Origin of the sequence: Caulobacter sp. 602-2 (assembly GCF_011043625.1) — a bacterium.
Lineage (GTDB): Bacteria > Pseudomonadota > Alphaproteobacteria > Caulobacterales > Caulobacteraceae > Caulobacter.
Genome location: NZ_JAAKGT010000006.1, coordinates 31,561 through 55,520 on the forward strand (window position 1 = coordinate 31,561; position 23,960 = coordinate 55,520).

Here is a 23,960-nt window from a genome sequence, read left to right on the forward strand (position 1 = left end):
TTCTTGTCTTCGATGCTGGTCGCGACCGGTCAGCCGGCCAGGTACTCGGCCACGCGGCCTTCCAGCTCCAGCGCCAGGGCGCGGCCCACGGGGTGCTCGTCGGTCTTGATGTCGTCGCGCACGCAGGCCTTGATCGCGTCGATATGAGCGTCGACCAGGAACATCGGGGCCGAAAGGCGGGTGGCCGGGTCGTCGATCAGCTTGCACAGCGAGGCCGCCAGGCGCGTGATCAGCGGGAATTCGTAGGTGGCGCCCAGGCCCTTCAGGTCGTGGGCGCGCAGATAGAGGGTTTCGACGGTCTGGGCGTTGAGGCCGTCGGCGCGCACGCCCTGGCGGGCGGCTTCCAGCTTGACGATCTCGTCGTTGAGCCATTGGGCGAAATTGCCCGACAGGCTCTTGAGCGCGGCTTCGGCCTTGGCGATTGCGGCCATGTCGATACCGCCGCGTCCGCCCACCTTGAGCTTGAGCATGTTCGGCACCTGGATCACCTCAGCGGTGGGCTTGTTCATCGGGTCGCCTCCCCGTCGGCGTTACTTAGGGAACGGTCACACGACAGGCGTTAACAATGAGTGAGACGAAGGTTTCACTCCACAGGCCCGTGTCGGGTTTCCGACGTTCCCGGCTAGGCCGAGAACTGTTCTGTCAGTACGCGCTCCTCGAGACTGCGGCCCGCGTCGAACAACATCGACAGGGTCGAACCCCGGTCCTCGGAGATATGCACCTCGACGACGTCGCGGACTTCATAATTGTCGGCCACGGCGCTGACGGGTCTCTTATCGCATTCCAGGACCTCGAACGTCACCCTCGCGCTCTGCGGCAAAAGCGCGCCCCGCCACCTACGCGGGCGGAAGGCGCTGATCGGGGTCAGGGCCAGCACGCGGGCGTCCAGGGGAATGATCGGTCCATGAGCCGACAGGTTGTAGGCCGTCGAGCCCGCCGGCGTGGCCACCAGGGCGCCGTCGCACACCAGTTCGCTCATCCGCACCTTGCCGTCGATCGAGATGCGCAGCTTGGCCGTCTGGCGGGTCTGGCGCAGCATCGAGACCTCGTTGATCGCCAGCGCCCGGTGATGGCGACGGCGCGAGTCGATGGCGACCATCGCGAGCGGGTGGATGACGGCGCGTTCGGCGGCGTTGATCCGCGCCAGCAGTTCGTCCTCGCTGTACTCGTTCATCAGGAAGCCGACCGAACCGCGGTTCATGCCGTAGATCGGCTTCTGGTTCAGGATCGTCTCGTGCAGCATTTCCAGCATGAAGCCGTCGCCGCCCAGGGCGACGACGATCTGGGCGTCGTCACCGGCGTCGCCGTAGCGGGCGGCCAGGCGCTCGCGGGCCTCCTGGGCTTCGGGGCGGTCGCTGGCCTTGAAGGTCAGGCGAGTCGAGTACGGCTGGGCTTGGAACATGCCGCCCCAAGTGGCGGGATAGCCGCTTGCTTGTCAAACGGCGGTCTCGCGGGCTCCGTCAGGCGGCGCTGACGGCCTGGCGGAAAGCCATGGCGGCGATGTCGGGGCGGAACGGGCCGAAGGCGCCGCTGGCCCTGCGGGCGGCCTCCGCGCCGCCGCCGGGGCGTCCGCCGTTCAGCTGGCGCACGTGCTCGAGGATGGTCGGAAAGACGCTGCGGTCGATGCCGACGGCCGAGCAGGCCAGGGCCAGCAGTTCAGGACGGTTGCTGTCGATGGCGCGGCGCACCTGGCGCACGTCGAAACGGCCAAGGCGGGCCATGGCGAACACGAAAAGGGGCAGGCGGCCTTCGCGCAGCACCCGCAGCAGGTAGCCCGGGCGCAGCTGGCCGGCGGCGTCGAGCTTTTCGACCAGCGCCGCCTCCATCTCTTCGCGATCGGCCTCGTCCTCGATGGCGAGCGCCGCGGGGGCGGAGGGCTGCAGGCCCAGGTGGGCGGCGTGAGTGGCCTCGTCGACAGCGGCCTGCATCCTGGCCGGATCCAGGTCGAAGCGACCGGTGAGGGCCTCGCGCAGGGCGCGCCCGACCCACAGATAGAGCTGCTCGGCCAGCAGGGGCGACAGGCCCGGGTGGCGGGCCAGGGGCGAGCGCAGGGCCACGACCTCCTTGGCCTGGGCCACCAGGCGGCCCATGGCGTCCTGGTTGATCTCGGCGCTGGCGTTGCCGGCCAGGGCGGTCAGCACGGCCGGCTCGCTCTGGGAGAGGATGGCCTCGACCACCGGCGCGCGCAGGCCCGGCCGGCGGGCGACCTCGATCTGGTGCTCCAGCGTCGCCTGGACCAGCAGGCGGATCAGGTCGTGGTCCTGCAGCACCGGGCTGCGGGCGATGATCGGACGGGCGATCTCGATCTCGTCGAGGGCCAGGATGTTGACCAGGGCCGACGGGGCCCAGGCCGCATCGGCCAGGCGCTCGGCCAGGCGCTGGCGAATCTCGCGCTCGGCCTCGACCACCAGGGTCATGAAGATCGAATCGAGCAGGACCTGGATTTCGGGCGCGGCCGGCTTGCCCTCGGCCTCGCCCGTTTCGCAGAGGTCGACGATGCCGGCGAGCAGGCGTTCGCGGTCTTCCGGCTCGCGGCTGCGGGCCAGGGCAAGAAGCGCGGCGGTCTGTGCGGCTTGGCTCACGACCCTCCTCGGGCGCCAAACGGAACTGTGGCTACCTTGGTGTTCCCAGATGAAAACATGCTTAAACAGGTCAAGCCACGGAACCTGGAGACTAGCGGCGCTCTGTCGCAGGTGAATCCGGGGATGTGAAAGAGGAAACGCGTATGGGGCGAGCACTGATCCTGGCTCTGGACCAGGGAACGACCAGCACCCGGGCCATCCTGTTCGACCACGAGGGCCGGGCGGTGGCCGAAGCCGGACGCCCTCTGCGCCAGAGCTATCCCCATGACGGATGGGTCGAGCACGACGCCGAGGAGATCGCCGCCGCCTGCGTGGCGGTTATCCGCGAGGCGGTCGAAACCTCGGGTGCGGCGCTCGACGAGGTCGTCGCCCTGGGCATCACCAACCAGCGCGAGACGGTGGTGGTCTGGGACAAGGTCACGGGGCGCCCGATCCACCCAGCCATCGTCTGGCAGGACCGCCGCACGGCCGAGGCCTGCGAAAAGCTGCGCAAGGACGGCAAGGAGGCCCGGGTGACCGCCGTCACCGGCCTGCTGCTCGACCCCTATTTCTCCGCGACCAAGATCGCCTGGCTGCTCGACAACGTGCCCGGCGCCCGCGCCCGGGCCGAGGCGGGGCAACTGCTGGCCGGCACGATGGATGCGTGGACGATCTGGAAGCTGACGGGCGGCGCGCGGCACGTGACCGACGCCACCAACGCCTCGCGCACCCTGCTGTTCGACATCGAGCGGCAGGACTGGTCGGACGAGATGCTGGCGCTGTTCGGCGTGCCGCGCTCGCTGCTGCCGCAGGTGCTCGACTGCGCCGCCGACTTCGGAGAGGTCGGCGCGTCGGTGCTGGGCCGGCCGCTGCCGATCCGCGGCGTGGCCGGCGACCAGCAGGCGGCGCTGATGGGGCAGGGCTGCATCCGCCCCGGCGAGATGAAGGCCACCTACGGCACCGGCTGCTTCATGCTGATCAACACCGGTGCGACCAGGGCCGTGTCGGCCTCTCGCCTGCTGACCACGGTGGCCGCTCGCGTGGATGGCCAGGCGACCTACGCCTTGGAAGGCTCGATCTTCGTGGCCGGCGCGGCGATCCAGTGGCTGGGCGAGGGGCTGGGGATCACCGGCGGCCCGCGCGCGGCCGAGGCCCTGGCCCGGGCGGCTAAGGCCGACCATGGGGTCGTCGTCGTGCCGGCCTTCACCGGCCTGGGCGCGCCCTGGTGGGACGCCAAGGCGCGGGGCGCGATCTTCGGTCTGACCCGCGACGCCGGCCTGCCCGAGATCGCCGCGGCCACCTACGACGCCTGCGCCTTGCAGAGCCGCGACCTGATCGAAGCCATGCGCGCCGATGCGCCGGACGCCTTCGCCGGCGAGGCGCAGCTGAGGATCGACGGGGGCATGTCCAAGAGCGCCTGGTTCAGCCAGCGCCTGGCCGACCTGACCGGCCTGCCGGTGGCTCGCTCCAGCTACCAGGAGACCACGGCGCTGGGCGCGGCGTTGTTCGCCGGTCTGGGAGCAGGGCTCTACGACTCGCTGGAGGCGGCCGCCAAGGCGCGTCCCTCGGCCGAGGATCTTCGGCCCGCCATGCCCGTCCACGCCCGCGAGGCGGCCTACGCCCGCTGGCTGGACTGCGTGCCGCGCGTCCGCTCCTGATCCTCAAAATCGCGCGGCGCGCTGCGAAAGGCGTCTCGCCAACCTGGGCGGGCATTGCTATGACATCGCTGTCATAAGCAAGAACCACAAGGGAGGCCTCGACGTATGACCGCGACGCGCCGCACCGTCACGCTGGCTCTGGGAGCCGGCGCCGCACTCGCCGCCGGAGGCCTTTCCATGTCCGCCCAAGCCGCCGTCCAGACCCTGGGCTCCATCCGACGCCTGTCTCCCGCGCTCGACGCCGTGATCGCCGCCGACGCCAAGATCGAGAAGCTGGCCGACGGCTTCGTCTGGTCTGAGGGGCCGGTGTGGGTGAAGGACGGCCAGTACCTCGTTTTCTCCGACGTGCCGGCCAACGTCATGTACCGGTGGAGCCAGAAGGACGGCAAAAGCGTCTTCCTGCAGCCCTCGGGCTATGACGGCCCGCCGACCAAGATCTTCCGCGAGCCGGGCTCCAACGGCATGGCCCTGGACGCGCACGGCGACCTGCTGGTCTGCAATCACGGCTACCGGGCGATCACCAAGCTGGATCTGAAGACCAAGGCGCGCTCGGTGGTGGTCGACCGCTATCAGGGCAAGCGCTTCAACAGCCCCAACGACCTGGCGGTGGCCAAGTCGGGCGCGATCTACTTCACCGATCCGCCTTACGGCCTGGAGGGGCTGGACGCCTCGCCGGTCAAGGAACAGCCCTTCAACGGCGTCTACCTGCTGCGCGCTGACGGCTCGCTGGCGGTGGTCGACGACAAGCTGACCTTCCCCAACGGCGTGGCCCTGAGCCCCGACGAGAAGCGCCTCTACGTGGCGGTCTCGGATCCGAACGGGCCGGTGATCATGGCCTACGACCTTGGCGCCGACGGTCTGCCGACCTCGCGCAAGGTGTTCTTCGACGCGGCCGCCCTGCACAAGGCCGGCTGCCCGGGGCTTCCCGACGGCATGTGCCTGGACACCGAAGGGCGTCTCTACGCCACTGGCCCGGGCGGGGTGCTGGTGATCACCCCGGCGGGCGAGCTGATCGGCGTCATCGAGACTGGCGGCCCGATCGCCAACTGCGCCTTCGGCGAGGACGGCAAGACGCTGTTCCTGACCGCCGACAAGACCCTGGCGCGGGTGCGGCTGAAGACGACCGGACTGGTCTGGTAGCAAGACAAGGAGAGGCGAGGGTGATGAACAAGCGCACGTTCATGCAGGCCGGCCTCGCCGCCGGCGCCATGGCCGCGACGGCTCCCGCAGCCGCGCCGGCCCAGGCCAAGGCCGAAGGCCGCAAGCTCGGCTACGCGATGCTGGGTCTGGGCTACTACGCCACCCAGATCATCATGCCGCGGTTCACCGAGTGCGAGCACTCGAAGCTGACGGCCCTGGTCAGCGGGACGCCGGAGAAGCTCGCCAAGTACGGCGCCCAGTACGGGATCCCGGAAAAGAGCCGATATTCCTATGAGACCTTCGACCGGATCATCGACGATCCGGCCGTCGACATCGTCTATGTGGTCACGCCCAACAGCCTGCACCGCACCTTCACCGAGCGGGCGGCCAAGGCGGGCAAGCACGTGATGTGCGAAAAGCCGATGGCGACCTCGGTCGCCGATTGCGAGGCGATGATCGCCGCCTGCAAGGCCGCTGGTCGCAAGCTGATGATCGGCTATCGCAGCCGCTTCGAGCCGCACAATCTCGACGCCATCGCCCTGGCGCGGGGCGGGGCGCTGGGGCCGGTGGCCACCATCGTCGCCGATCACGGCTGGACCGCCAGCGATCCGAACATGTGGCGGGTGAAGAAGGCGCTGTCGGGCGGGGGCAGCCTGATGGACATCGGCATCTACAGCCTCAACGCCGCCCGCTACCTGACCGGCGAGGAGCCGATCGCCGTCAACGCCATGGAGTCGACGGACCGCTCTAATCCGGTGTTCGCCGAGGTCGAGGACACCATCAATTTCCAGCTGCTGTTTCCGTCAGGGGCGACGGCGAACTGCGTCTCGACCTACAGCGCCAACTGCAACCGCTATCGGGTCTCGGGCCCCAAGGGCTGGGTCGAGATCGATCCGGCCACCAGCTACGGCGGCCAGGCCATGCGGGCCAATCTCGACGGCCAGGCAAGGCCCCGCACGCCGCCGCCGGTGAAGAAGAGCCAGTTCGCCGGCCAGCTGGATCACCTGTCGGAATGCATCCTCACCGGTCGCGACCCGATCGTGCCGGGCGAGGAGGGACTGAAGGACCTGCGGATCATCGAGGTCATCTATCAGTCCGCCCGCGAAGGTCGGACGGTGAAGCTTTAAGGCCCTGCGTCCTTCGAGGCCCGCTGCGCGGGCGCCTCAGGATGAGGAATTCAGTGCAATGAGACCCTCATCCTGAGGTGCGAGCCGGCGGCGAGCCTCGAAGGACGCAGGGCGTGACAACCTTGGGGATGACACCATGATCAACCGGTTCGCCTTCATCCTGGCCGCCGCCCTGACCCTGCCCGCCCTGGCGCACGCCCAGCAGCGCGTGGCCCTGTGGCCGAACGGCGCGCCGGGCTTCGAGGCGCGCAAGGCCATACCCGAGCAGTCAGCCGAGTACTGGGCCAAGTCGATCAACGATCCTTCGGTGACCGCGTATCTGCCGCCGGCCGGCAAAGCGACGGGGGCGGCGGTGATCGTGCTGCCGGGCGGTGGTCACAAGATGCTGGTCATCCATCCGGAAGGGACCGACGTCGCCAAGGTGCTGAATCCCATGGGCGTGGCGGTCTTCGTGCTGAAGTACCGCCTCAGCCAGGAAGAGGGCTCGCCCTACGTCATCGACCACGCCCGACAGGACGCGGTGCGGGCGGTGCGGCTCGTCCGTTCGCGCGCCGCCGAGTTCGGCGTGGACCCGAAGAAGATCGGCCTGATGGGCTTTTCCGGCGGCGGCGAGGTCGTCGACCTGGCGGTCTACGGCTCGACGGCGAAGGACCCGAAGGTCGACGCGGTGGACGCCGTCAGCGGCCGGCCCGACTTCCAGGTGCTGATCTATCCCGGCCCGGCCGGTATTCCCGACAAGATCCCGGCCGATACACCGCCGGCCTTCATCCTGGCGGCCGACGATGACGAGTGCTGCTCGGCGCCGCCGGTGGAGCTGCTTTCGAAGTTCCGCGCCGCCAGGGTTCCGGTCGAGTTCCACCTGTTCCAGAGCGGCGGCCACGCCTTCAACATGGGATTCCGCACCGACAAGGTCGCCATCAGGGCCTGGCCTGAGCGGTTGCGCGACTGGATGGCCGACAACGGGTGGGCGACCAAGCGATAGCTCTATCCGCGGTCATCTCTCGGTAGTGACCTTGGCTGATAACTCCGGTTGTGAAGCGCCGCGACGCTCGTTTTGTGCGAGGCGCGCGGTGCGCAGTTCAGGGAGTTCGTCGCATGGTTCTTTCGTTGCTTGGTCGTACGGTCCAGACGCCCGAAGCCTTTTCGGAGCGCTGCCGGCTGGTGCTCAACCTGATCCCTTCGGGTCCGGAGTGGTTGGCCTGGGCGATACGCGACAGCAACGCCCACTTCGCCTTCGCAGACGAAGAGGGGCTTCTCGGCGCCGTGCCGGACCTGCATGACAGCGCTCTGATCTTGCTGCCGGCCCTGGGGCTGCAGGTGTGCTCGGCCAAGCTGGTCACGCTGGAGATCGACGCGCTGAAGGCGCTGGTGGCGGCCGAGCAGGCAGGCGGCGAAGAGGCGCTGGCCAAGGCGCGGGCTGTGCTGGTCGAGCACGGTTTGCTGACCCAGGCCGATCTGGCGGCCGGCCCGGCTTTCCTGGCGACTCTCGGCGTCGGCGATGCGCCGGTGTTCCAGATCATGGACTATCCGGCGCATGTGGCCGTCCTCGCGCTGGCCGATGTGCTGAGCGGTGTGGACGCCGAGCTGGCCAGGGAAGCGGCGGCCTTCGCCCTGACCGTTTCCAGCACGCCGGCCGAGTTCGCCGACCACGTGGAAATCTACGTCGCGCTGGCTGGCGAGGGCGAGGCTCCGGCGGCCCGCGCCGCCAGGATCGCGGGCGTGGTGCGGGCGCTGAAGGGCAAGGTGTTCGGCTATCTGAGCACGCTGCTGATCAACGAGGCGCATATCGCCGGGATCGTGCGCCAGGCCATCGGCCAGCTGCTGACGCGGGGCCTCTTCCTGGGATTCACCCGCCTGTCGCTGGCCGTGCGCGAGGTGGTGGCGGTCGGTAAGCCGATGGCGCTCGAAGACGTCGATGCGGCGGTGCGAACCTGCATCGAGCCCATCTCCGGCCTGCTCGCGGGCGGTCTCTTGGGGCTGCGCAAGGGCGAGCTGCGCCAGGACGGCGCCATCGAGTTCCCGATCGAGATTTGCGGGCGGCGACTGGTGATCCTGCTGACGACCGGCGGCACGGTCAGCCTCGACCGGGCCAGGCTTGCGGCCTAGTCGGCCGCATCCACGTAGGCCTTCACCCGCGCGAACAGCTCCTCGAACATCGGCGTCGTCAGGCGTCCGGTGTTCGTGTTGAGCCGCGAGCAGTGATAGCTGTTGAAGATGCGGTAGGGGCCGGCCTGGAACTCCGAGCCGTGGCCGGGGATGCCGGCCGAGGCCTTCAGGCCCAGGGTTTTCAGCACATTGCGCCGCGAGACGTCGCCCAGGGTGACGATGGCCTTGAGGTTGGGGAACATGTCCAGCCGCGCCTTCAGGAACGGGCGGCAGGTGTTCTCCTCGCTGGTCTCGGGCTTGTTGCCGGGCGGGGCGCAGCGCACCGCGTTGGTCACCGCCGCGCCGACAAGCTGCAGGGAGTCGTCGATGCGCGCCTCGAACCTGCCGGTGGCGAAGCCGTACTTGATGAGCGTCTCGTAGAGCAGCGTGCCGGCGTAGTCGCCGGTGAACGGCCGGCCGGTGCGGTTGGCGCCCTTGCGGCCGGGTGCAAGGCCCACGACCAGCAGGCGGGCGTCCTTGTCGCCGAACGAGGGGGCCGGGCCGTTGAAGTAGTCCGGATAGAGCTCCTGGTTCTCACGGCGATAGGCCACCAGGCGCGGGCACAGCGGGCAGTCGCGCGGCGGTTCGGCCGGGGAGGGGACGACCTCGCCGGCGATGTTGGAATGCTGCATGGCGTCGGCTCGTTCTCAGTACTCGTCTTCGGCTTCGCGCTCGGCCGGGGTGCGTTGGTCGGTCGAGGCGTAGCGCTGCTGCGGCGCGCGTTGCGGGCGGCCGATGATGTTGCCCAGGTCGGCCAGGTCGACGAAGTTGTCGGCCTGCCGGCGCAGGTCGTCGCTGGTCATCGGCGGCTGGCTCTTCATGGTCGAGACGACGGTGACGCGGCGGCCCTTGCGCTGCACGGCCTCGACCAGGGCGCGGAAGTCGCCGTCGCCCGAGAACAGCAACAGGTGGTCGACCGTGTCGGCCATCTGCAGCATGTCGACCGCGATCTCGATGTCCATGTCGCCGCGCCAGCGCTTGCGGCCCTGGCTGTCGGTGTATTCGCGGGCCGGCTTGGTCACCAGGGTGAAGCCGTTGTAGTCCAGCCAGTCCACCAGCGGACGGATCGGCGAGTAGTCGTCGTTCTCGGCGATGGCGGTGTAGTAGTAGGCGCGCACGAGCAGGCCGCGCTTCTTGAACTCGTCGAGGAGCTTTCGATAGTCGATGTCGAAGCCCAGCGCCTTGGCGGCGGAATAGAGGTTGGCCCCGTCGATGAACAGCGCCAGCCGCTCGGTCGGATAGAAGGTCACGGGTCTAATTCCTTGAAAAATCGGCTGGATAAAAATGGTCGGGACGCGGCCGTGGTCGTCGCCCTCGGCTGTAATCTGCCCGGAGCCTACACGAGTCGCGAGGCTCTGTTGGAGGCCGCCGTGGCGGCGCTGGCCGGCGAAGGGCTGGCGGTGGTCGCCCGTTCCGGCTGGTGGACGTCGGCCGCCTGGCCGGATCCTTCGGGACCCGCCTATCTGAACGGCGTGGCGCTGGTGGAGACCGAGCTTTCGCCCGCCGGGGCGCTGGCGGCCCTGCACCGCGTCGAGGCCGCGTTCGGCCGCGCCCGGTCCGAGCGCAACGCCGCCCGCACGCTGGATCTCGACCTGATCGCCCACGGCCGCACGGTGATGGACGGAAACCTCGTCCTGCCCCATCCCCGCGCCCACGAGCGCCTGTTCGTCATGGGCCCCCTGGCGGAGGTGGCGCCGGACTGGATCCATCCGGTGCTGGGCAAGAGCGCCGTACTGCTGGCCGCCGACGCTGAGGTGGGGGGCGACGCCCGTCCCGTCGGCTGATCTTCGGGAAATCTACGGCCGCGCTGGACTTTGCTTTTCGGAAAAGGCATACACGCCGCCTCGCGAAAGCTGGGTGACAACCGAAGCGGCGTTGCGTGACGCCGCACGGAGCCCTATTTTGCGAGACCTTACGGTCAGCCCGAGGAATTCATGGCCCGCGTCACCGTCGAAGATTGCGTCGAGAAGGTTCCGAACCGCTTCGCGCTCGTCCTGCTGTCGGCGCATCGCGCTCGCGGCATCTCGGCCGGTGCGGCCCTGATGGTCGATCGCGACAACGACAAGAACCCGGTCGTCGCCCTGCGCGAGATCGCTGACGACGTGATCGATCACGAGGGGCTCAAGGAGCACCTGATCACCACGCTGCAGCGCGTCGACGAGCACTCGGAAGCCGAGGAAGAGGCCGAAACCCTCGCCCTGCTGGCCGACCCGACCCACATGCAGATGAGCGAACTGGAACTCGTTCGCGCGCTGCAAAGCGACCGCGACGGCGGTCAGGAGGAGCGGTACTGAGCCCCGACGGCGCAGACCCTCTGATCATCGAAGCGGCGCCCGCCGCCGCTCCGTCCGAACGCGCGCCCGAATCCTCTCCTTCACCAGGGGGGGATTCGGGCGCGTCTTCGTCTGAGCCCCAGGCCGCAGCGCCCGAGGCTCCGCCGGCGCCCAAGCCGCGCAAGTTCCTTCGCCAGTACGAGCTGATCGAGCGCGTCCACGCCTACGATCCCACGGCCGACGAGGCCCTGCTCAACCGCGCCTACGTCTTCGCCATGCGCATGCACGGCAGCCAGACGCGCGCCAGCGGCGACCCCTACTACGCCCACCCGATCGAGGTGGCGGGCATCCTCACCGAGTACCGGCTCGACACCGCGACCATCGTCACGGCGCTGCTGCACGACGTCATCGAGGACACGCCGGTCACCAAGGAAGAGATCGGCAAGCTGTTCGGCGAGGAGATCGCCGAACTGGTCGAGGGCGTCACCAAGCTCTCGAAGCTGGAGCTGCAGGCCGAGCACACCCGCCAGGCCGAGAACCTGCGCAAGTTCATCCTGGCCATCTCCAAGGACGTGCGCGTCCTGCTGGTCAAGCTGGCCGACCGTCTGCACAACATGCGGACGCTGCACTTCATCAAGAACCAGGCCAAGCGCGAGCGCATCGCGCGCGAGACGCGCGACATCTATGCGCCGCTGGCCCGCAACATCGGCTGTCACCGCATCTGCACCGAGCTGGAGGAGCTGTCCTTCCAGCACACCAACCCGGTCGCCCGGGACGCCATCGTCCGGCGGCTGGAAAAGCTGCGGGAAGAGCAGGGCGGGGCGGTTCAGCTGGTGAGTCAGGAAATCCTGGCGCGCCTGGAGTCAGCCAATCTGCCGGCCCGCGTCTTTGGCCGGGAAAAGGCTCCCTATTCGATCTGGCGCAAGCTGCAGCGCAAGTCGATCGGCTTCTCGCAGATGTCCGACATCTACGCCTTCCGCGTGATCGTCGACAGCGAGGAGGACTGCTACCGCGCCTTGGGCGTGGTTCACCGCGCCTGGTCCAGCGTGCCCGACCGCTTCAAGGACTTCATCTCGACGCCGAAGCGCAACAACTACCGCTCGCTGCACACCACGGTGGTGGGGCCGCGCGGCATGCGCATCGAGATGCAGATCCGCACCGAGTCGATGGACCGGGTGAACGAAGAGGGCGTGGCTGCCCACTTCCGCTACAAGGACGCCTCGTACGGGCTCGACCTGGAAGGCATGGAGGCCGCCGGCGGCCGCGACCCGCTGGCCAACCTGCGCCAGCTGGTCCAGGTGCTCGAACACGGCGGCGACAGCGAGGAACTGGTCGAGCACGCCAAGCTCGAGATGTTCCTCGATCAGGTGTTCGTGTTCACCCCCAAGGGCAAGCTGGTCAGCCTGCCGCGGGGCGCGATGCCGCTGGACTTCGCCTACGCGGTTCACACCAGCGTCGGCGACACCTGCATCGGTGTGAAGATCAACGGCGAGCTGAAGCCGCTGCGCACCATCCTGACCAACGGCGACGTGGTCGAGGTGATCCGCGGCTCCAAGCCCGTGGTGCCGCCCGATTGGCGTTCTTTGACGGTGACCGGGAGGGCCCGCTCGGCCATCCGGCGTCACATCCGCCAGACCGAGAAGGAAGAGTTCCTGCGCCTGGGCCGGGTGTCGGTCGAGCAGATCTTCGAGCGGGCCGGCAAGAACCTGAAGGACGTGTCGCTGCGGCCGATCCTCGAGCGGTTCGCGCTGGAGAGCGAAGAGGCCCTGTTCGACGCCGTCGGCCGCGGCCGGGTCACCCCCAGCCAGGTGCTGGAAACTGCGTTCCCGGGCATGGTCGACGCCGATCGCGAGGCGGCCACGGCGCGCCGCAAGATCGAGGGCGGCAAGGGCGCGCGGCTCTATGTGCGCGGCGGCGGGCTGACCCCCGGCGTTTCACTGCACTTCGCCCACTGCTGCAGCCCGGTGCCGGGCGACCGCATCGTCGGCATCCTGCGCGAAGACAGCGCCAAGGATCAGGACGGTGGACTGGACGTCCATACCATCGACTGTCCCAAGCTGGCCGAGTACGAGGACCGCGAGGACCTCTGGCGCGATCTGAACTGGACGCCCGAGGCCGAGCGCGACACCGTCTCGCTGGCCCGCCTGCACGCCACCATCGGCAACGCGCCCGGCGTGCTGGGCCAGGTCTGCACGATCATCGGCGAGGCGGGCGGCAACATCGTCAACCTGCGCATGCATCACAGGCAGAGCGACTTCTTCGACACCGACATCGACGTCGAGGTGCGCGACGCCAAGCACCTGACCAACATCTCGGCGGCGTTGCGCACCTGCCCGTCGGTCGAGACGGTGGACCGGACGCGGGGCTGACCCCGCGTCTGTCGCTGCAGATCAAGCCGCCGCCTTGGCCGGCTGTTCGATCCAGAGGCCAAAGCCCACCGCCAGGCGGTTCCAGCCGTTGATGACGTTGATCATCAGGGTCAGCTTGACCTGCTCCTCTTGCGTGAACTCGGCCGCCAGCGCGGCATGGGCGACTTCCTGCGTGTGGCCTTCCGACAGGCGGGTCAGCGCCTCGGTCCAGGCCAGGGCGGCGCGTTCGCGCGGCGTGTAGCAGGGGGCCTCGCGCCAGGCCGACAGCAGGTAGATGCGCTGCTCGGTCTCGCCCTGGGCGCGGGCTTCGGCCGTGTGCATGTTGATGCAGTTGGCGCAGGCGTTGATCTGCGAGGCGCGGATCTTGACCAGTTCGATCAGGCTCGGCTCCAGGCTGGCGGCGATGACGGTCGAGGCGGTGAACCACGACTTCATCACGGCCGGAGCGGCGGCGAAGGGATCGAGCTTGGCGGTCATGGCGGGTCTCCTTTCAAGAGGGTTGCGCCGCCATGACGAGGCAAGGTCCGCGTGTGTGACGCGACCCGCCGAAAAAAGTTCAGTTCGCGCCGCGCAGGGCCGCCACGGCGTCCTGCGTCGCCTGGGTCAGGGGGGAGGGCAGGGCGTCGAGCGCGAACCAGCCCCAGTCGGCGAGGGCTTCCGGCTCCTGGATGGCCGGTTCGCCCACGCAGCCGTCGGCGCGATAGGTCACCGCCAGCCAATGGCTGTCGGCCGTGATCATGTCGGTCACGGCCAGCACCGGGCCGGCGACGATCCCGATGCCGAGTTCCTCGCGGATCTCGCGCTCGGCGCAGGTGCGGCCGGGCTCGCCCCAGTCGAGCTTGCCGCCCGGCTGGCCCCAGTGGCCGGCTTCCGGCTGTCGGCGGCGCTGGACCAGCAGGATGCGGCCCTGGGCGTCGATGATGGCCGCGCCGCAACCGACGCGAGGGCGGGGAGGGGAGTCGTTCATGCCGTTGTCCTACGCCCCTTTGAGGGTGGTTTGTAGACTCGCCGCGCTGGTCTATATCCACGCCTCATGACCAACGATGACGTCCTCGACGAATTCCGCGCCGCCGGCGCCCTGCGCGAAGGCCACTTCGTGCTCTCCAGCGGCCTGCACAGCCCCGTCTTCCTGCAGAAGAACCTGGTGTTCATGCGGCCCGAGCGCTGCGAGCGCCTGTGCAAGGCCCTGGCCGACAAGATCATCGCCACCGTGGGCCATGTCGACGTGGCGGTTTCGCCCGCCGTCGGCGGCATCATCCCGGGCTACGAGACCGCCCGTCACCTGAACGTGCCGTCGATCTATGTCGAGCGCGAGGGCGGCGGCTTCAAGTTCCGCCGCGGCTTCCACCTGGAGCCCGGCCAGAAGGTCGTGATGGTCGAGGACATCGTCACCACCGGCCTGTCGTCGCGCGAATGCATCCAGGCGATCAAGGACGCCGGCGGCGACGTCGTCGCGGCGGCCTGCATCGTCGACCGCTCGGGCGGCAAGGCCGATGTCGGCGTGCCGCTGATCGCGCTGGCCAGCCTCGAAGTGCCGGCCTATCCGGCTGACGCCCTGCCGCCCGAACTGGCCGCGATCCCGATCGAGGATCCGGGCAGCCGCCGGCTGAAGGGCTGAGCCCCATGCTCCGGCTCGGCGTCAACATCGACCACGTGGCCACGATCCGCAACGCGCGCGGGTCGAGCTATCCCGAGCCGGTGCGCGCCGCCGAGCTGGCGCTCGCGGCTGGCGCCGACGGCATCACCGCGCACCTGCGCGAGGACCGCCGGCACATCAGCGACGCGGACATCGCCGTCCTCACCGACCTCTGCCTCAAGCGCGGCAAGCCGCTGAACTTCGAGATGGCGGTCACCGACGAGATGGTCGGTATCGCCATGAACGCCAAGCCGCACGCGGCCTGCCTGGTGCCCGAGCGGCGCGAGGAGGTGACCACCGAGGGCGGGCTCGACGTCGTGAAGGGCGCCAATCGCATCGCCGACGCCACCGCGCGCCTGCGCACCGTCGGTGCGCGGGTGTCGCTGTTCATCGAGCCCGACCACGCCCAGATCCAGGCCTCGGCCGATGTCGGCGCCCAGGTCGTGGAACTGCACACCGGCGCCTATTGCGACGCCGCCCGCGCCGGCCAGACCGAACGCGCGGCCGCGATCCTGGAACGCCTGAAGTCGGGCGCGGCCTTCGCCGCCTCCCTGGGCCTGGAAGTGCATGCCGGCCACGGCATCGACTACGCCACGGTCAAGCCGGTCGCCGCCATTCCGCAGATCGTCGAGCTCAATATCGGCCACTTCCTGATCGGCGAGGCCATCTTCGTGGGCCTGCCCCAGGCCATCCTGCGCATGCGGACCCTGATGGACGCGGCGAGGCTGGAGGCGGCGGCGTGATCATCGGCATCGGTTCGGACCTCAGCGACATCCGGCGGATCGAGAAGACCCTCGAACGCTTCGGCGAGCGCTTCACCAACAAGGTCTTCACCGAGATCGAGCGCAGGCGCTCAGAGCGCAAGCCCGACCGCGCCTCCAGCTACGCCAAGCGCTTCGCCGCCAAGGAGGCCTGCTCCAAGGCCCTGGGCACCGGCCTCAAGCAGGGCGTGCATCTGGGCGACATGGGCGTGGTGAACCTGCCGTCGGGCAAGCCGACCATGGCCCTGACCGGCGGCGCGGCGGCCAAGCTGGCCCAGCTGATCCCCGAGGGCATGGTCCCGGTGATCCACCTGTCGCTGACCGACGACCACCCCTACGCCCAGGCCTTCGTGATCATCGAGGCCGTGCCGGCGAGCTGAGGCGCTAGAGTCGGGGCTGGATCAAGGGCTGGCGCAATCGCTCGACGTCCGGGACCGATATCTTCACCTCTCCCAGGTCTCGGGAGCGGGCGGCCAACGGCAGGTCGCGGGCGCTCTGGTCGCGAACCACCACGATCGCGCCGGCCGTCGTCTGCAGGCCGATCCGCGACTTGCTGTTGATGCTCCAAAGCCCGAACTCGCCCAGATAGGTCGTCGTCCCGGGCGCGATGTCGAAGGTGAGGCCCAGCTCTTCGAAATCTCGCTTCAGGTAGATTGTTCCGCCTGCTCCGGTGGAGGTTTGGATGCTGCGGATTTCATAGCGGCCGGCGGGCAGGTCCTTGACGATCACCTTGGCCTTGAAGTCCATCGCCGACACATAGCTGTAGCCCATGTCGGCGGCCGGGCCGGTCAAGCGTTCGGAGATCTCGCCGGAGAAATCCGGCGGGCTAGAGTACAGGCTTTGCGAGCGGCTGATGACGGTCTTGCCGGGAGCGTCCAGTCGCCTGATGTCCAACGTGACACCACTGCGGAACGGCAGCGAGATAGAGAGCGCCAGGCGGCTCGGCGTGGAAGTCCTGGCGGCTTGGACGGGTGCAGAGGCTTGGGAGCTCCCGCTGTCGGCGCGCCTCGTCGGTGCCTGGACAGAGGCGGGAGCGACGGCGGCCCGGTCAGGCTGAGCCGCGACCGGGGCCGGCCGCGCGGGCTGCGCCGGCGTCTTGCTGGGCGAGGCTGAGGATGGTTCGAGCGCCCGCAGGGCCGAGCAGGGTACGCCGATGGAATCCGCGTAGCGCTGCCGGTCAGGATCGCAGGCCGAAGGCTGCGGCGAGGTCGGCGGCAGCGACTGGGCGGCTGGTCTCTGGGGCGCGAGCGTGAGCGCGGCGGCCAGCGCGATGACCGGCGCGATCGCCTTCAGTTGACGCATGGAAACGACCCCGCCCGATGTGGATAGGCGCAAGGTTGGGTCGCCCAGGTAAAATCAATCCTAAATTGTCGCGCGAATTCGGACTCGCTCAACGGTCATCCGATGGGCGCCGTCCCGCGTCGGAAGCGCGCGCCGCCGCCTTCGTAGCCGATCGCCTCGAAGGCGCTGACCGCGCCCTTGGCGTCGCGCTCGAACACCACGCGGCGGCTCGACTCGCCCGCCACGGTGAAGGTCTCTCCGCCCAGGGGCAGCAGAATGGTGAGGGGGCGGCGACCGCGCTTCATGGCCAGGCGACCGTCGACCTGCACGATCTCGACCGCGCCGTAGGCTCCGACATAATCGGCCAACGGCTTGGTCGCCGGCGGCGCGGCTTCGGCGCGAAGGGCCTCCAGCGCCCAGCGGACGTCCTGGGCGGCGGGGCCGGTCGCGGTCTTCAGCACGGCTTCCAGGGCCAGGGCGCGGGCGGCGTCCAAAGCCCCCGCGGCGGGGACGGCTACGTCGGGCTGCACCCCGTCGCCCTCCCAGTTGGTCTTGGTGATCGGGCTGACCGGCGAGCCGCCGGAGACGAAGACCGAGAAGCCGCTGGCCAGCGGCACGGGACCGCCGAGATTGGCCGCGCCGCCGCTAGCCTCGCCGACGATCACGGCGCGCTTGGCGTTCTTCAGCGTGTAGGCCAGGGCCTCGGCGGCCGAGCCTGTGCGGCCGCTGATCAGCACGTACAGAGGCGTGTCCAGGCGCGGAGTCGGATACCAGTCGCCCGGGGCCTCGCTCAGGGTTCCCTCGCGATGCCTGAAGGTGTTGTAGATGTCGGCGCCCTTGGGCGTGAAGGCGCTGGTCAGGTAGCCGACCATGGCCGGCGAGCCGCCGCCGTTGTCGCGCAGGTCGATGATGACGGCGTCGGTGTTGGCCACCGTCTGCAGCGCCGCCTCGATGGCCTTGCGGGCCGGGGCGTCGGGCTGGCCGAACGGGAAGTGGGCGAACATCCGCATGTCGATATAGCCGAGGTTGCCGTTCAGGATCTCGACCCGGCGGATTCCGTAGTTGGCGCGTTTGGCCGGGTCGACGCGCGGGGAAGCCGGACCGGCCGCCGGCGCTGGTCCGGGCCCGGGCCGCGGGGCGGGCGCCGGCTCGGCCGACCACGAAACGTTGAAGTGATGATCCAGCGGCCGCAGCCGCTCGCTCAGCGTCGTGGCCAGGTCGCGAGGATCGGTCAGACGATCATAGGCGCCCTTGGCGGCCTCGGCCCGGAGGTCCCGCGCCACCGCCGCGCCCTTGGCGGCGTCGTAGTAGTTGTCGGCGATCGCCTTGGCCACGTCCTCGACCACCGGGCGCGGCGCGACCTCGGCCGACCTGGCCTGCCAGGCGGCCATCAGGCCCACGGAGAGAATGAACAGCGGAACGAGCGGGCGCATCGGCGGTATCCCCGGAAATCGGCGGCCGAAGAACATCATTCGCCGATCGTGGCGGCCAATGAATAATCTTTAAGGCGAGCGGGCCTTCCGGCGCCAAACGGCCGCCACGAAGCGTCACTATCGCCGGCGGTGCTTGCCCGCGACGACAACCGCGTCTAGCAAGACCTGTCGGGCTCGCCCGACCCCCATTCGCAAAGAGCCCCGCGCGCATGACCGAAGCCGTCGAGACCACGCCCCCCGAAGAAGAAAAGGGCGGCGCCGTCAACGAATTCATCGAGATCATCAAGACCGTGGCCTATGCCCTGGGCATCGCCCTGGTGCTGCGGGTGCTGCTGTTCCAGCCGTTCACGATCCCGTCGGCCTCGATGGAGCCCAACCTCTATCAAGGCGACTACATCATCGTCTCGAAGTTCTCGTACGGCTACTCGAAGCACTCGATCCCGTTCAGCCCGCCGCTGTTCAAGGGCCGCATCCTGGGCTCGGCGCCCAAGCGGGGCGACATCATCGTCTTCAAGCTGCCGCGCGACGGCCATGTCGACTACATCAAGCGCCTGGTCGGCCTGCCGGGCGACAAGATCCAGGTTCGTGGCGGCGCGCTCTACATCAACGGCCAGGCCGTCAAGCGCCAGGAGCAGGCCGACGTGCTGGTCGACAGCGGCTACGGCTTCACCCAGCCGATGAAGCGCATCCAGGAAACCACGCCCGAGGGCCGCACCTACCTGACCCAGGCCGACGCAGGCCCGGACACGCAGGGCGACAACACCGGCGTCTATGAGGTTCCGGAAGGCTGCTACTTCTTCATGGGCGACAACCGCGACAACTCGGCCGACAGCCGCTTCAACCCGGGCATCTCGCCGTTCAAGACGGACTCGGGGACCTGCAAGTGGAACTACGAGAACGACCAGTACACCGGCGACGCCATCGGCGTGGGCTTCGTCCCGGCCGAGAACCTGGTCGGCAAGGCGCAGATCATCCTGCTGTCGTGGAACGCGGACGCGCACCTGTTCAAGCCGTGGACCTGGTTCATGGACGCGCGCCCGAGCCGCTTCTTCCGCGTGCTGAAGTAAGATCATGGCCGTGAAGGACAGACGGGTCGCCGCCGTCGGCGACCTGGAGCGCCGGATCGGTCATCGGTTCGAGGATCGCGAACTGCTCGAGCGGGCGCTGACGCACGCCAGCGTCGGCGACGGGGCCAAGGCCAAGATTCGCGACAACGAGGTGCTGGAGTTCATCGGCGACCGGGTGCTCGGGCTCCTGGCCGCCGAGGCGCTTTCCGAGCGTTTCCCCAAGGCCAAGGAGGGCGAGCTGGCGCCCCGCCTCAACGCCCTGGTCAGCCGCGAGACCTGCGCTCGCGTGGCCAAGGGCGCGGAACTGGGCCCGGCGCTGCGGCTGTCGGCTTCGTCCAGCAAGATCGGCGGCCGCGAGACGGAATCGATCCTGGCCGGGGCCTGCGAGGCGCTGATGGCCGCTCTCTACCAGGACGGCGGACTGGAGCTGGCCCGCAAGGTGTTCCTCGACCTGTGGTCCGAGGAGTTCGACCGGGCCGGGCAGGGGCGTCCGCGCGATCCCAAGACCGCCTTGCAGGAATGGGCGCAGAGCAAGGGTCGGCCGCTGCCGTCCTATCGCGTGCTCGACCGCACCGGTCCCGACCACGCGCCGGAGTTCACGGTCGAGGTCAGCGTCAAGGACGTCGATCCGGCCATCGCCAAGGGCAAGTCCCGCCAGGAAGCCGAGAAGGCCGCGGCCAAGGCGCTGCTGGAGCGCGTGGGCGGGTAAAGCGATCTCTCCCTCCCCCTTGATGGGGGAGGGCTTTTGCAGTGCTGCTGTGCTACACGCACGCCCAATGACTGAAAACACCTCCAACACCCGCGCCGGGTTCGCCGCCATCATCGGCGCGCCGAACGCCGGCAAGTCCACCCTGGTCAACCGCATGGTCGGGGCCAAGGTCTCGATCGTCACCCAGAAGGTGCAGACGACGCGCTTCCCCGTGCGCGGCGTCGCCCTGGCCGGCGACACCCAGATCGTTCTCGTCGACACCCCCGGGATCTTCAGCCCGCGCCGCCGCCTCGACCGCGCCATGGTGCGCTCGGCCTGGGCCGGTTCGGAAGAAGCCGAAGTCACCGTCCACCTGGTCGACGTGCAGGCCGAACTGGCCGACCGCGCGCGCAACGCCACCCCGGCCGAGCACCGCGCCGTGCAGGACGTCCAGACCATCATCGAGGCGCTCAAGGAGAGCGGCCGCAAGGTGATCCTGGCCCTCAACAAGATCGACGGCATCAAGCGCGACACCCTGCTGGCCGTCGCCAAGGACTTCTTCGACACCGGCGTCTACACCGACGTGTTCATGATCAGCGCCGAGACCGGTGCGGGCGTCGACGACCTGACCGCCAAGCTGGCCTCGATGATGCCGGAGAGCCCCTGGCTCTATCCGGAAGACCAGACGGCCGACCTGCCGGCCCGCCTGCTGGCCGCCGAGATCACCCGCGAGAAGATCTATCTGCGCGTCCACGAGGAACTGCCCTACGCGGCCTCGGTGGAGACCACCTCGTTCGAGGAGCGCGCCGACGGCAGCGCCCGCATCGAGCAGACCATCTATGTCGAGCGCGAGGGCCAGCGCGCCATCGTCTTGGGCAAGGGCGGCCAGGTGCTGAAGTGGATCGGCCAGGCCTCGCGCGAGGAGCTGCAGGATATCCTCGACCGCAAGGTCCACCTTTTCCTTCACGTGAAGGTCAAGGAGAACTGGGCCGAGGAACGCGGCCTGTTCAGCGACATGGGGCTGGACTTCGACGTCTAGCCGTAGACGTCGGCGATCGGCCTGCGCTGGCGCGTCTGCAGGATCATCGGCTGGTCGGTGATGACCACGTTGGCCGTTCCGGCGGTCAGCGACTGGAGCTTCAGTCGCAGATCGCCGGCCTCGCGCTGGGCTAGGATGAAGGCCTCGCCGTCGGCGCGGCTGGAAAACAGCAGCTGGGTGTCGCCGTAGGGCCTCCAGGGCGAGCGGCTGAGGGCGGCGATGCCGGCCTGGGCCTCGTCGAACAGCGCCTGCTCCCATTCCTGGATCTTGGCGCTGCGGTGCACCTGCAGTTTCGCCGAGTCGTCGAAGTCGGCGATCTTGCGGGCGGCGACCTCCTGCGAGACCTTGGCCTGGCCGACGGCGGCGACGAAGGCGACGCGGGCCTTGGCCAGGCGTTCGGGATAGCCGGCGTGATAGGCCTCGGCGGCGGCGCGGGCGACCCCGATCCGTTCGCGGGCCGCCTTGCGGTCGCCCGCCGTCAGCAGCACTTCGGGATCAAGGCGGATCTCGCGGGCGCAGGCGTCCAGAGCCTTGGTCAACTCGGCGCGGGCGGCCTGTTCCTCGGCGACGGCGCGGGCGTTGACCTTGGCTACCGCCGCTTCCATGCCCTTCACGTCGCCGGCCTTGTAGACCTCGACCTGGTGGCGCGCGAAGGGGCTGAGGAAGAGGCAGGCGAAGATGATCGCCAGCAAAGCGTTGAAATAGGCCGGGCCGCGCGCCTCGTGCTTCCAGCGCACGTAGCCGAAATAGAGCAGGCACCAGAACGCCAGCGTACCCAGAAGGGTCGGAATCAGCGCAGCGTTGAAGGCCGCCGTCAGCGCGTTCGAGGTGAAGCCCGACGAGAACTGCGGACCACGATAGAGACCATAGGCGATCGCGGCGGCCGCCGCGGCGATCGCGACGAGCACGAAGGCCGGCCAGGTGATCGGCGGCTTGGGCCGGCGGCGCGGGGCCGGGCTGGCGAAAGTGTCGATCATGCAATCCCCCACCGCGCCGTACGCATGGCGCATGCTCGCGCTTAGCAAGCTGCGTGAATTGACTCAACCATCGGTCGCTTGTCGGGCGATTGGCGCGGGGTTGACTTCGCCCGGCTCCGGCAGCCTTTGAGGCTCCGAACGTCATGGAAGGCCCCAGCTCTTGCGTCCCCTCGAGACTACGACCGCCACGCCCGCACCCGCCGCCCCGGCGGTCGATCTGGACGCCTATCTGGCCCGCATCGGCTACGAGGGCCCGCGCGAGCCGACGCTCGCGGTGCTGAGGTCCATCTGCCAGAAGCATCCGGACGCGATCCCGTTCGAGAACCTCGATGTTCTGCTGGGGCGGGGGATCAGCATCGTTCCCGCCGAGGTCGACGCCAAGCTGATCGGGGCTGGTCGGGGCGGGTACTGCTACGAGCAGAACAGCCTGCTCAAGCGGGTGCTCGCGGCGCTCGGCTTCGAGGTCGAGGGGCTGATGGCCCGCGTGCTGTGGATGGCGCCTGAGGGCGCGCCGCCGCGTCCGCGCTCGCACCAGGTGCTGGGCGTGACGCTGGAAGGCGAGACCTGGCTGGCCGACGCGGGCTTTGGCGGCTGCGTGCTGACCGCGCCGCTGCGGCTGTTCGCCGACGGCGAGCAGCACAGCCCCAACGGCGCCTTCCGCATCGTCGACGCCTCGCATGACGGGGTTGTCGAACGGCAGGTGCAGGCCGACCTGTCCGGCCGCTGGGCGCCGCTCTACCAGGTGGCCAAGGGCGCCTGGGCGGCGGTCGACTACGAGCAGGCCAACTTCTTCACCTACACCCATCCCAGTTCGCACTTCACCTGGAGCATGACGGTGGGGCGCACGACGCCGACCGACCGTTTCGCGCTGAAGAACAACCGCCTGACCCATCGCGACGCCACCGGCGCGCTGATCGAACAGCGCGACCTGTCGGTCGACGAACTGGAGGCGATCCTGCGCGACGTGATCGGCCTGCCGGTCGAGCCCGAGTGGCGGCCGGTGCTGGAGAAGGTCGTGGCCTGGGGGACCCCCGCCTAGTGGAGCGCTCCCGGTGATGGAATGGGAAGACGACGCCTTCGTGCTGTCGGCGCGGGCGCACGGCGAGACCGGCGCCATCGTCGAACTGCTGACCCAAGACCGCGGCAAGTTCGTCGCCCACGTGGCCGGCGCGGCCTCGCGGCGCATGAAGCCGTTCCTGCAGGCGGGCGCACGGGTGATCGCCCGCTATCGCGCCCGGGTCGCCGACCAGTTGGGCTCGGCCCAGTTGGAGCCGATGGGCGAGGGGCCCTCGTCGCTGTTCGATGATCGCCTGGCGCTGGCTGGCCTGCAGTCGGCCGCCGCCGTCGCCGCCGGCGCCTTGCCCGAGCGCGAGCCGCATCCCGGCGCGTTCCTGGCCCTGGAGACCCTGATCCGGGTGCTGGAGATCCCCGACATCTGGCCGGCGGTCTATGTGCGCTACGAGGCGGGGCTGCTGCAGGACCTGGGCTTTGGCCTGGATCTCTCGAAGTGCGCGGCCACCGGGGATGTCGACGATCTGGTCTATGTCAGCCCGCGCACCGGGCGGGCGGTCAGCCGCAAGGCCGGCGCGCCCTATCACGACAAGCTGCTGCCGCTGCCGCCGTTCCTGCTGTCGTCGCAAGGCGGGCTGTCCGAGGGCGACGTGAAGGCCGGGCTCGACATCACCGGCCACTTCCTGGAGCAGTTCGTGTTCGGCCCGCTGAACCGCCCGCTGCCGCCGGCCCGCATGTGGCTGCTGGACCGGCTGGGCGAGGCGGGGCGGCTGTAGCAGCCGCCCCGGCCAGTC

The 23,960-nt window shown here is 69.1% G+C and carries 26 protein-coding genes; 16 read left to right on the plus strand and 10 right to left on the minus strand.

Annotated features, from left to right (window positions below; genetic code table 11):
• Positions 1 to 29: 29 nt before the first annotated feature.
• The 3 genes from G5B46_RS13805 to G5B46_RS13815 form a co-directional block, all read right to left on the minus strand.
• Positions 30 to 509, minus strand: coding sequence for an Hpt domain-containing protein (locus G5B46_RS13805; protein WP_165259469.1), 480 nt, complete (start codon positions 507 to 509; stop codon positions 30 to 32).
• Between the two features lie 113 nt (positions 510 to 622).
• Positions 623 to 1,402: an NAD kinase gene (locus tag G5B46_RS13810; RefSeq protein ID WP_165259471.1), complete on the minus strand. Its 780-nt coding sequence runs from the start codon at positions 1,400 to 1,402 to the stop codon at positions 623 to 625.
• Positions 1,403 to 1,460: 58 nt separating this feature from the next.
• A complete protein-coding gene (locus G5B46_RS13815) occupies positions 1,461 to 2,582 on the minus strand; it encodes a DUF2336 domain-containing protein (RefSeq protein ID WP_165259473.1) in 1,122 nt (373 codons plus the stop codon).
• A 143-nt stretch (positions 2,583 to 2,725) separates the two neighbouring features.
• Here G5B46_RS13815 and glpK point away from each other — a divergent pair, with 143 nt between their 5' ends.
• From glpK to G5B46_RS13840, 5 genes are all read left to right on the plus strand, one after another.
• Positions 2,726 to 4,219 (plus strand): glycerol kinase GlpK, encoded by a 1,494-nt coding sequence (gene glpK / locus G5B46_RS13820; protein ID WP_165259475.1) that lies wholly within the window; start codon positions 2,726 to 2,728, stop codon positions 4,217 to 4,219.
• A 177-nt stretch (positions 4,220 to 4,396) separates the two neighbouring features.
• A complete protein-coding gene (locus G5B46_RS13825; protein WP_165259477.1) occupies positions 4,397 to 5,359 on the plus strand; it encodes an SMP-30/gluconolactonase/LRE family protein in 963 nt (320 codons plus the stop codon).
• Positions 5,266 to 6,486: a Gfo/Idh/MocA family oxidoreductase gene (locus tag G5B46_RS13830; protein ID WP_165259867.1), complete on the plus strand. Its 1,221-nt coding sequence runs from the start codon at positions 5,266 to 5,268 to the stop codon at positions 6,484 to 6,486. Before G5B46_RS13825 ends, G5B46_RS13830 begins: the two co-directional genes overlap by 94 nt.
• 136 nt (positions 6,487 to 6,622) lie before the next feature.
• Positions 6,623 to 7,468 (plus strand): alpha/beta hydrolase, encoded by an 846-nt coding sequence (locus G5B46_RS13835; protein WP_165259479.1) that lies wholly within the window; start codon positions 6,623 to 6,625, stop codon positions 7,466 to 7,468.
• A 113-nt stretch (positions 7,469 to 7,581) separates the two neighbouring features.
• Positions 7,582 to 8,592: a hypothetical protein gene (locus tag G5B46_RS13840; protein ID WP_165259481.1), complete on the plus strand. Its 1,011-nt coding sequence runs from the start codon at positions 7,582 to 7,584 to the stop codon at positions 8,590 to 8,592.
• On the opposite strand, the gene G5B46_RS13845 is transcribed toward G5B46_RS13840, so the two are convergent.
• Together G5B46_RS13845 and G5B46_RS13850 are read right to left on the minus strand one after the other, a co-directional pair.
• The gene (locus G5B46_RS13845) at positions 8,589 to 9,263 is read right to left on the minus strand and encodes a uracil-DNA glycosylase (RefSeq protein ID WP_165259483.1); all 675 of its coding nucleotides are present in this window, start codon (positions 9,261 to 9,263) and stop codon (positions 8,589 to 8,591) included. The two genes, G5B46_RS13840 and G5B46_RS13845, sit on opposite strands and share 4 nt — an antisense overlap.
• Positions 9,264 to 9,278: 15 nt before the next feature.
• Positions 9,279 to 9,881, minus strand: a complete 603-nt coding sequence (locus G5B46_RS13850; RefSeq protein WP_165259485.1) for an NYN domain-containing protein — start codon at positions 9,879 to 9,881, stop codon at positions 9,279 to 9,281.
• 51 nt (positions 9,882 to 9,932) lie between these two features.
• Between G5B46_RS13850 and folK the strand changes: the two genes are divergently transcribed.
• The 3 genes from folK (at position 9,933) to G5B46_RS13865 (ending at position 13,273) form a co-directional block, all read left to right on the plus strand.
• Positions 9,933 to 10,415, plus strand: a complete 483-nt coding sequence (gene folK, locus G5B46_RS13855; protein ID WP_165259487.1) for a 2-amino-4-hydroxy-6-hydroxymethyldihydropteridine diphosphokinase — start codon at positions 9,933 to 9,935, stop codon at positions 10,413 to 10,415.
• Between the two features lie 150 nt (positions 10,416 to 10,565).
• Positions 10,566 to 10,925 (plus strand): DNA-directed RNA polymerase subunit omega, encoded by a 360-nt coding sequence (gene rpoZ / locus G5B46_RS13860; protein ID WP_058350513.1) that lies wholly within the window; start codon positions 10,566 to 10,568, stop codon positions 10,923 to 10,925.
• 182 nt (positions 10,926 to 11,107) lie between these two features.
• Positions 11,108 to 13,273, plus strand: coding sequence for a bifunctional (p)ppGpp synthetase/guanosine-3',5'-bis(diphosphate) 3'-pyrophosphohydrolase (locus G5B46_RS13865; RefSeq protein ID WP_165259869.1), 2,166 nt, complete (start codon positions 11,108 to 11,110; stop codon positions 13,271 to 13,273).
• Between the two features lie 21 nt (positions 13,274 to 13,294).
• Here G5B46_RS13865 and G5B46_RS13870 read toward each other — a convergent pair whose 3' ends face one another.
• Both G5B46_RS13870 and G5B46_RS13875 read right to left on the minus strand, forming a co-directional pair.
• Positions 13,295 to 13,750: a carboxymuconolactone decarboxylase family protein gene (locus G5B46_RS13870; RefSeq protein WP_165259489.1), complete on the minus strand. Its 456-nt coding sequence runs from the start codon at positions 13,748 to 13,750 to the stop codon at positions 13,295 to 13,297.
• Positions 13,751 to 13,829: 79 nt separating this feature from the next.
• Positions 13,830 to 14,240: an NUDIX domain-containing protein gene (locus G5B46_RS13875; RefSeq protein ID WP_165259491.1), complete on the minus strand. Its 411-nt coding sequence runs from the start codon at positions 14,238 to 14,240 to the stop codon at positions 13,830 to 13,832.
• 66 nt (positions 14,241 to 14,306) lie between these two features.
• Here G5B46_RS13875 and pyrE point away from each other — a divergent pair, with 66 nt between their 5' ends.
• From pyrE to acpS, 3 genes are read left to right on the plus strand one after another with little or no spacing between them, the layout of a single operon-like run.
• Positions 14,307 to 14,891, plus strand: a complete 585-nt coding sequence (gene pyrE / locus G5B46_RS13880) for an orotate phosphoribosyltransferase (RefSeq protein ID WP_165259493.1) — start codon at positions 14,307 to 14,309, stop codon at positions 14,889 to 14,891.
• 5 nt (positions 14,892 to 14,896) lie between these two features.
• Complete coding sequence (locus G5B46_RS13885) at positions 14,897 to 15,652, plus strand: pyridoxine 5'-phosphate synthase (RefSeq protein ID WP_165259495.1); 756 nt, start codon at positions 14,897 to 14,899, stop codon at positions 15,650 to 15,652.
• Positions 15,649 to 16,050 (plus strand): holo-ACP synthase, encoded by a 402-nt coding sequence (gene acpS / locus G5B46_RS13890; protein WP_165259497.1) that lies wholly within the window; start codon positions 15,649 to 15,651, stop codon positions 16,048 to 16,050. The genes G5B46_RS13885 and acpS overlap by 4 nt, the downstream gene beginning before the upstream one ends.
• Positions 16,051 to 16,054: 4 nt before the next feature.
• Here the strand turns inward: acpS and G5B46_RS13895 are convergent, their stop codons facing one another.
• Both G5B46_RS13895 and G5B46_RS13900 read right to left on the minus strand, forming a co-directional pair.
• Complete coding sequence (locus G5B46_RS13895) at positions 16,055 to 16,972, minus strand: hypothetical protein (RefSeq protein ID WP_165259499.1); 918 nt, start codon at positions 16,970 to 16,972, stop codon at positions 16,055 to 16,057.
• A 95-nt stretch (positions 16,973 to 17,067) separates the two neighbouring features.
• Positions 17,068 to 18,384: a S41 family peptidase gene (locus G5B46_RS13900; protein ID WP_165259501.1), complete on the minus strand. Its 1,317-nt coding sequence runs from the start codon at positions 18,382 to 18,384 to the stop codon at positions 17,068 to 17,070.
• A 209-nt stretch (positions 18,385 to 18,593) separates the two neighbouring features.
• On the opposite strand from G5B46_RS13900, the gene lepB reads away from it, so the two are divergent.
• The 3 genes from lepB (at position 18,594) to era (ending at position 21,178) form a co-directional block, all read left to right on the plus strand.
• Complete coding sequence (gene lepB / locus G5B46_RS13905; protein WP_165259503.1) at positions 18,594 to 19,451, plus strand: signal peptidase I; 858 nt, start codon at positions 18,594 to 18,596, stop codon at positions 19,449 to 19,451.
• Positions 19,452 to 19,455: 4 nt separating this feature from the next.
• Entirely contained in the window at positions 19,456 to 20,160 is a 705-nt protein-coding gene (gene rnc, locus G5B46_RS13910; protein ID WP_165259505.1) for a ribonuclease III, read from the plus strand.
• A gap of 67 nt (positions 20,161 to 20,227) precedes the next feature.
• Positions 20,228 to 21,178: a GTPase Era gene (gene era / locus G5B46_RS13915; protein WP_058350501.1), complete on the plus strand. Its 951-nt coding sequence runs from the start codon at positions 20,228 to 20,230 to the stop codon at positions 21,176 to 21,178.
• On the opposite strand, the gene G5B46_RS13920 is transcribed toward era, so the two are convergent.
• A complete protein-coding gene (locus tag G5B46_RS13920) occupies positions 21,175 to 22,155 on the minus strand; it encodes a hypothetical protein (protein WP_165259507.1) in 981 nt (326 codons plus the stop codon). The two genes, era and G5B46_RS13920, sit on opposite strands and share 4 nt — an antisense overlap.
• 160 nt (positions 22,156 to 22,315) lie before the next feature.
• Between G5B46_RS13920 and G5B46_RS13925 the strand changes: the two genes are divergently transcribed.
• Together G5B46_RS13925 and recO are read left to right on the plus strand one after the other, a co-directional pair.
• Positions 22,316 to 23,194 (plus strand): arylamine N-acetyltransferase, encoded by an 879-nt coding sequence (locus G5B46_RS13925; RefSeq protein ID WP_165259509.1) that lies wholly within the window; start codon positions 22,316 to 22,318, stop codon positions 23,192 to 23,194.
• Positions 23,195 to 23,210: 16 nt separating this feature from the next.
• Positions 23,211 to 23,942: a DNA repair protein RecO gene (recO, locus tag G5B46_RS13930; protein WP_165259511.1), complete on the plus strand. Its 732-nt coding sequence runs from the start codon at positions 23,211 to 23,213 to the stop codon at positions 23,940 to 23,942.
• Positions 23,943 to 23,960: the final 18 nt, after the last annotated feature.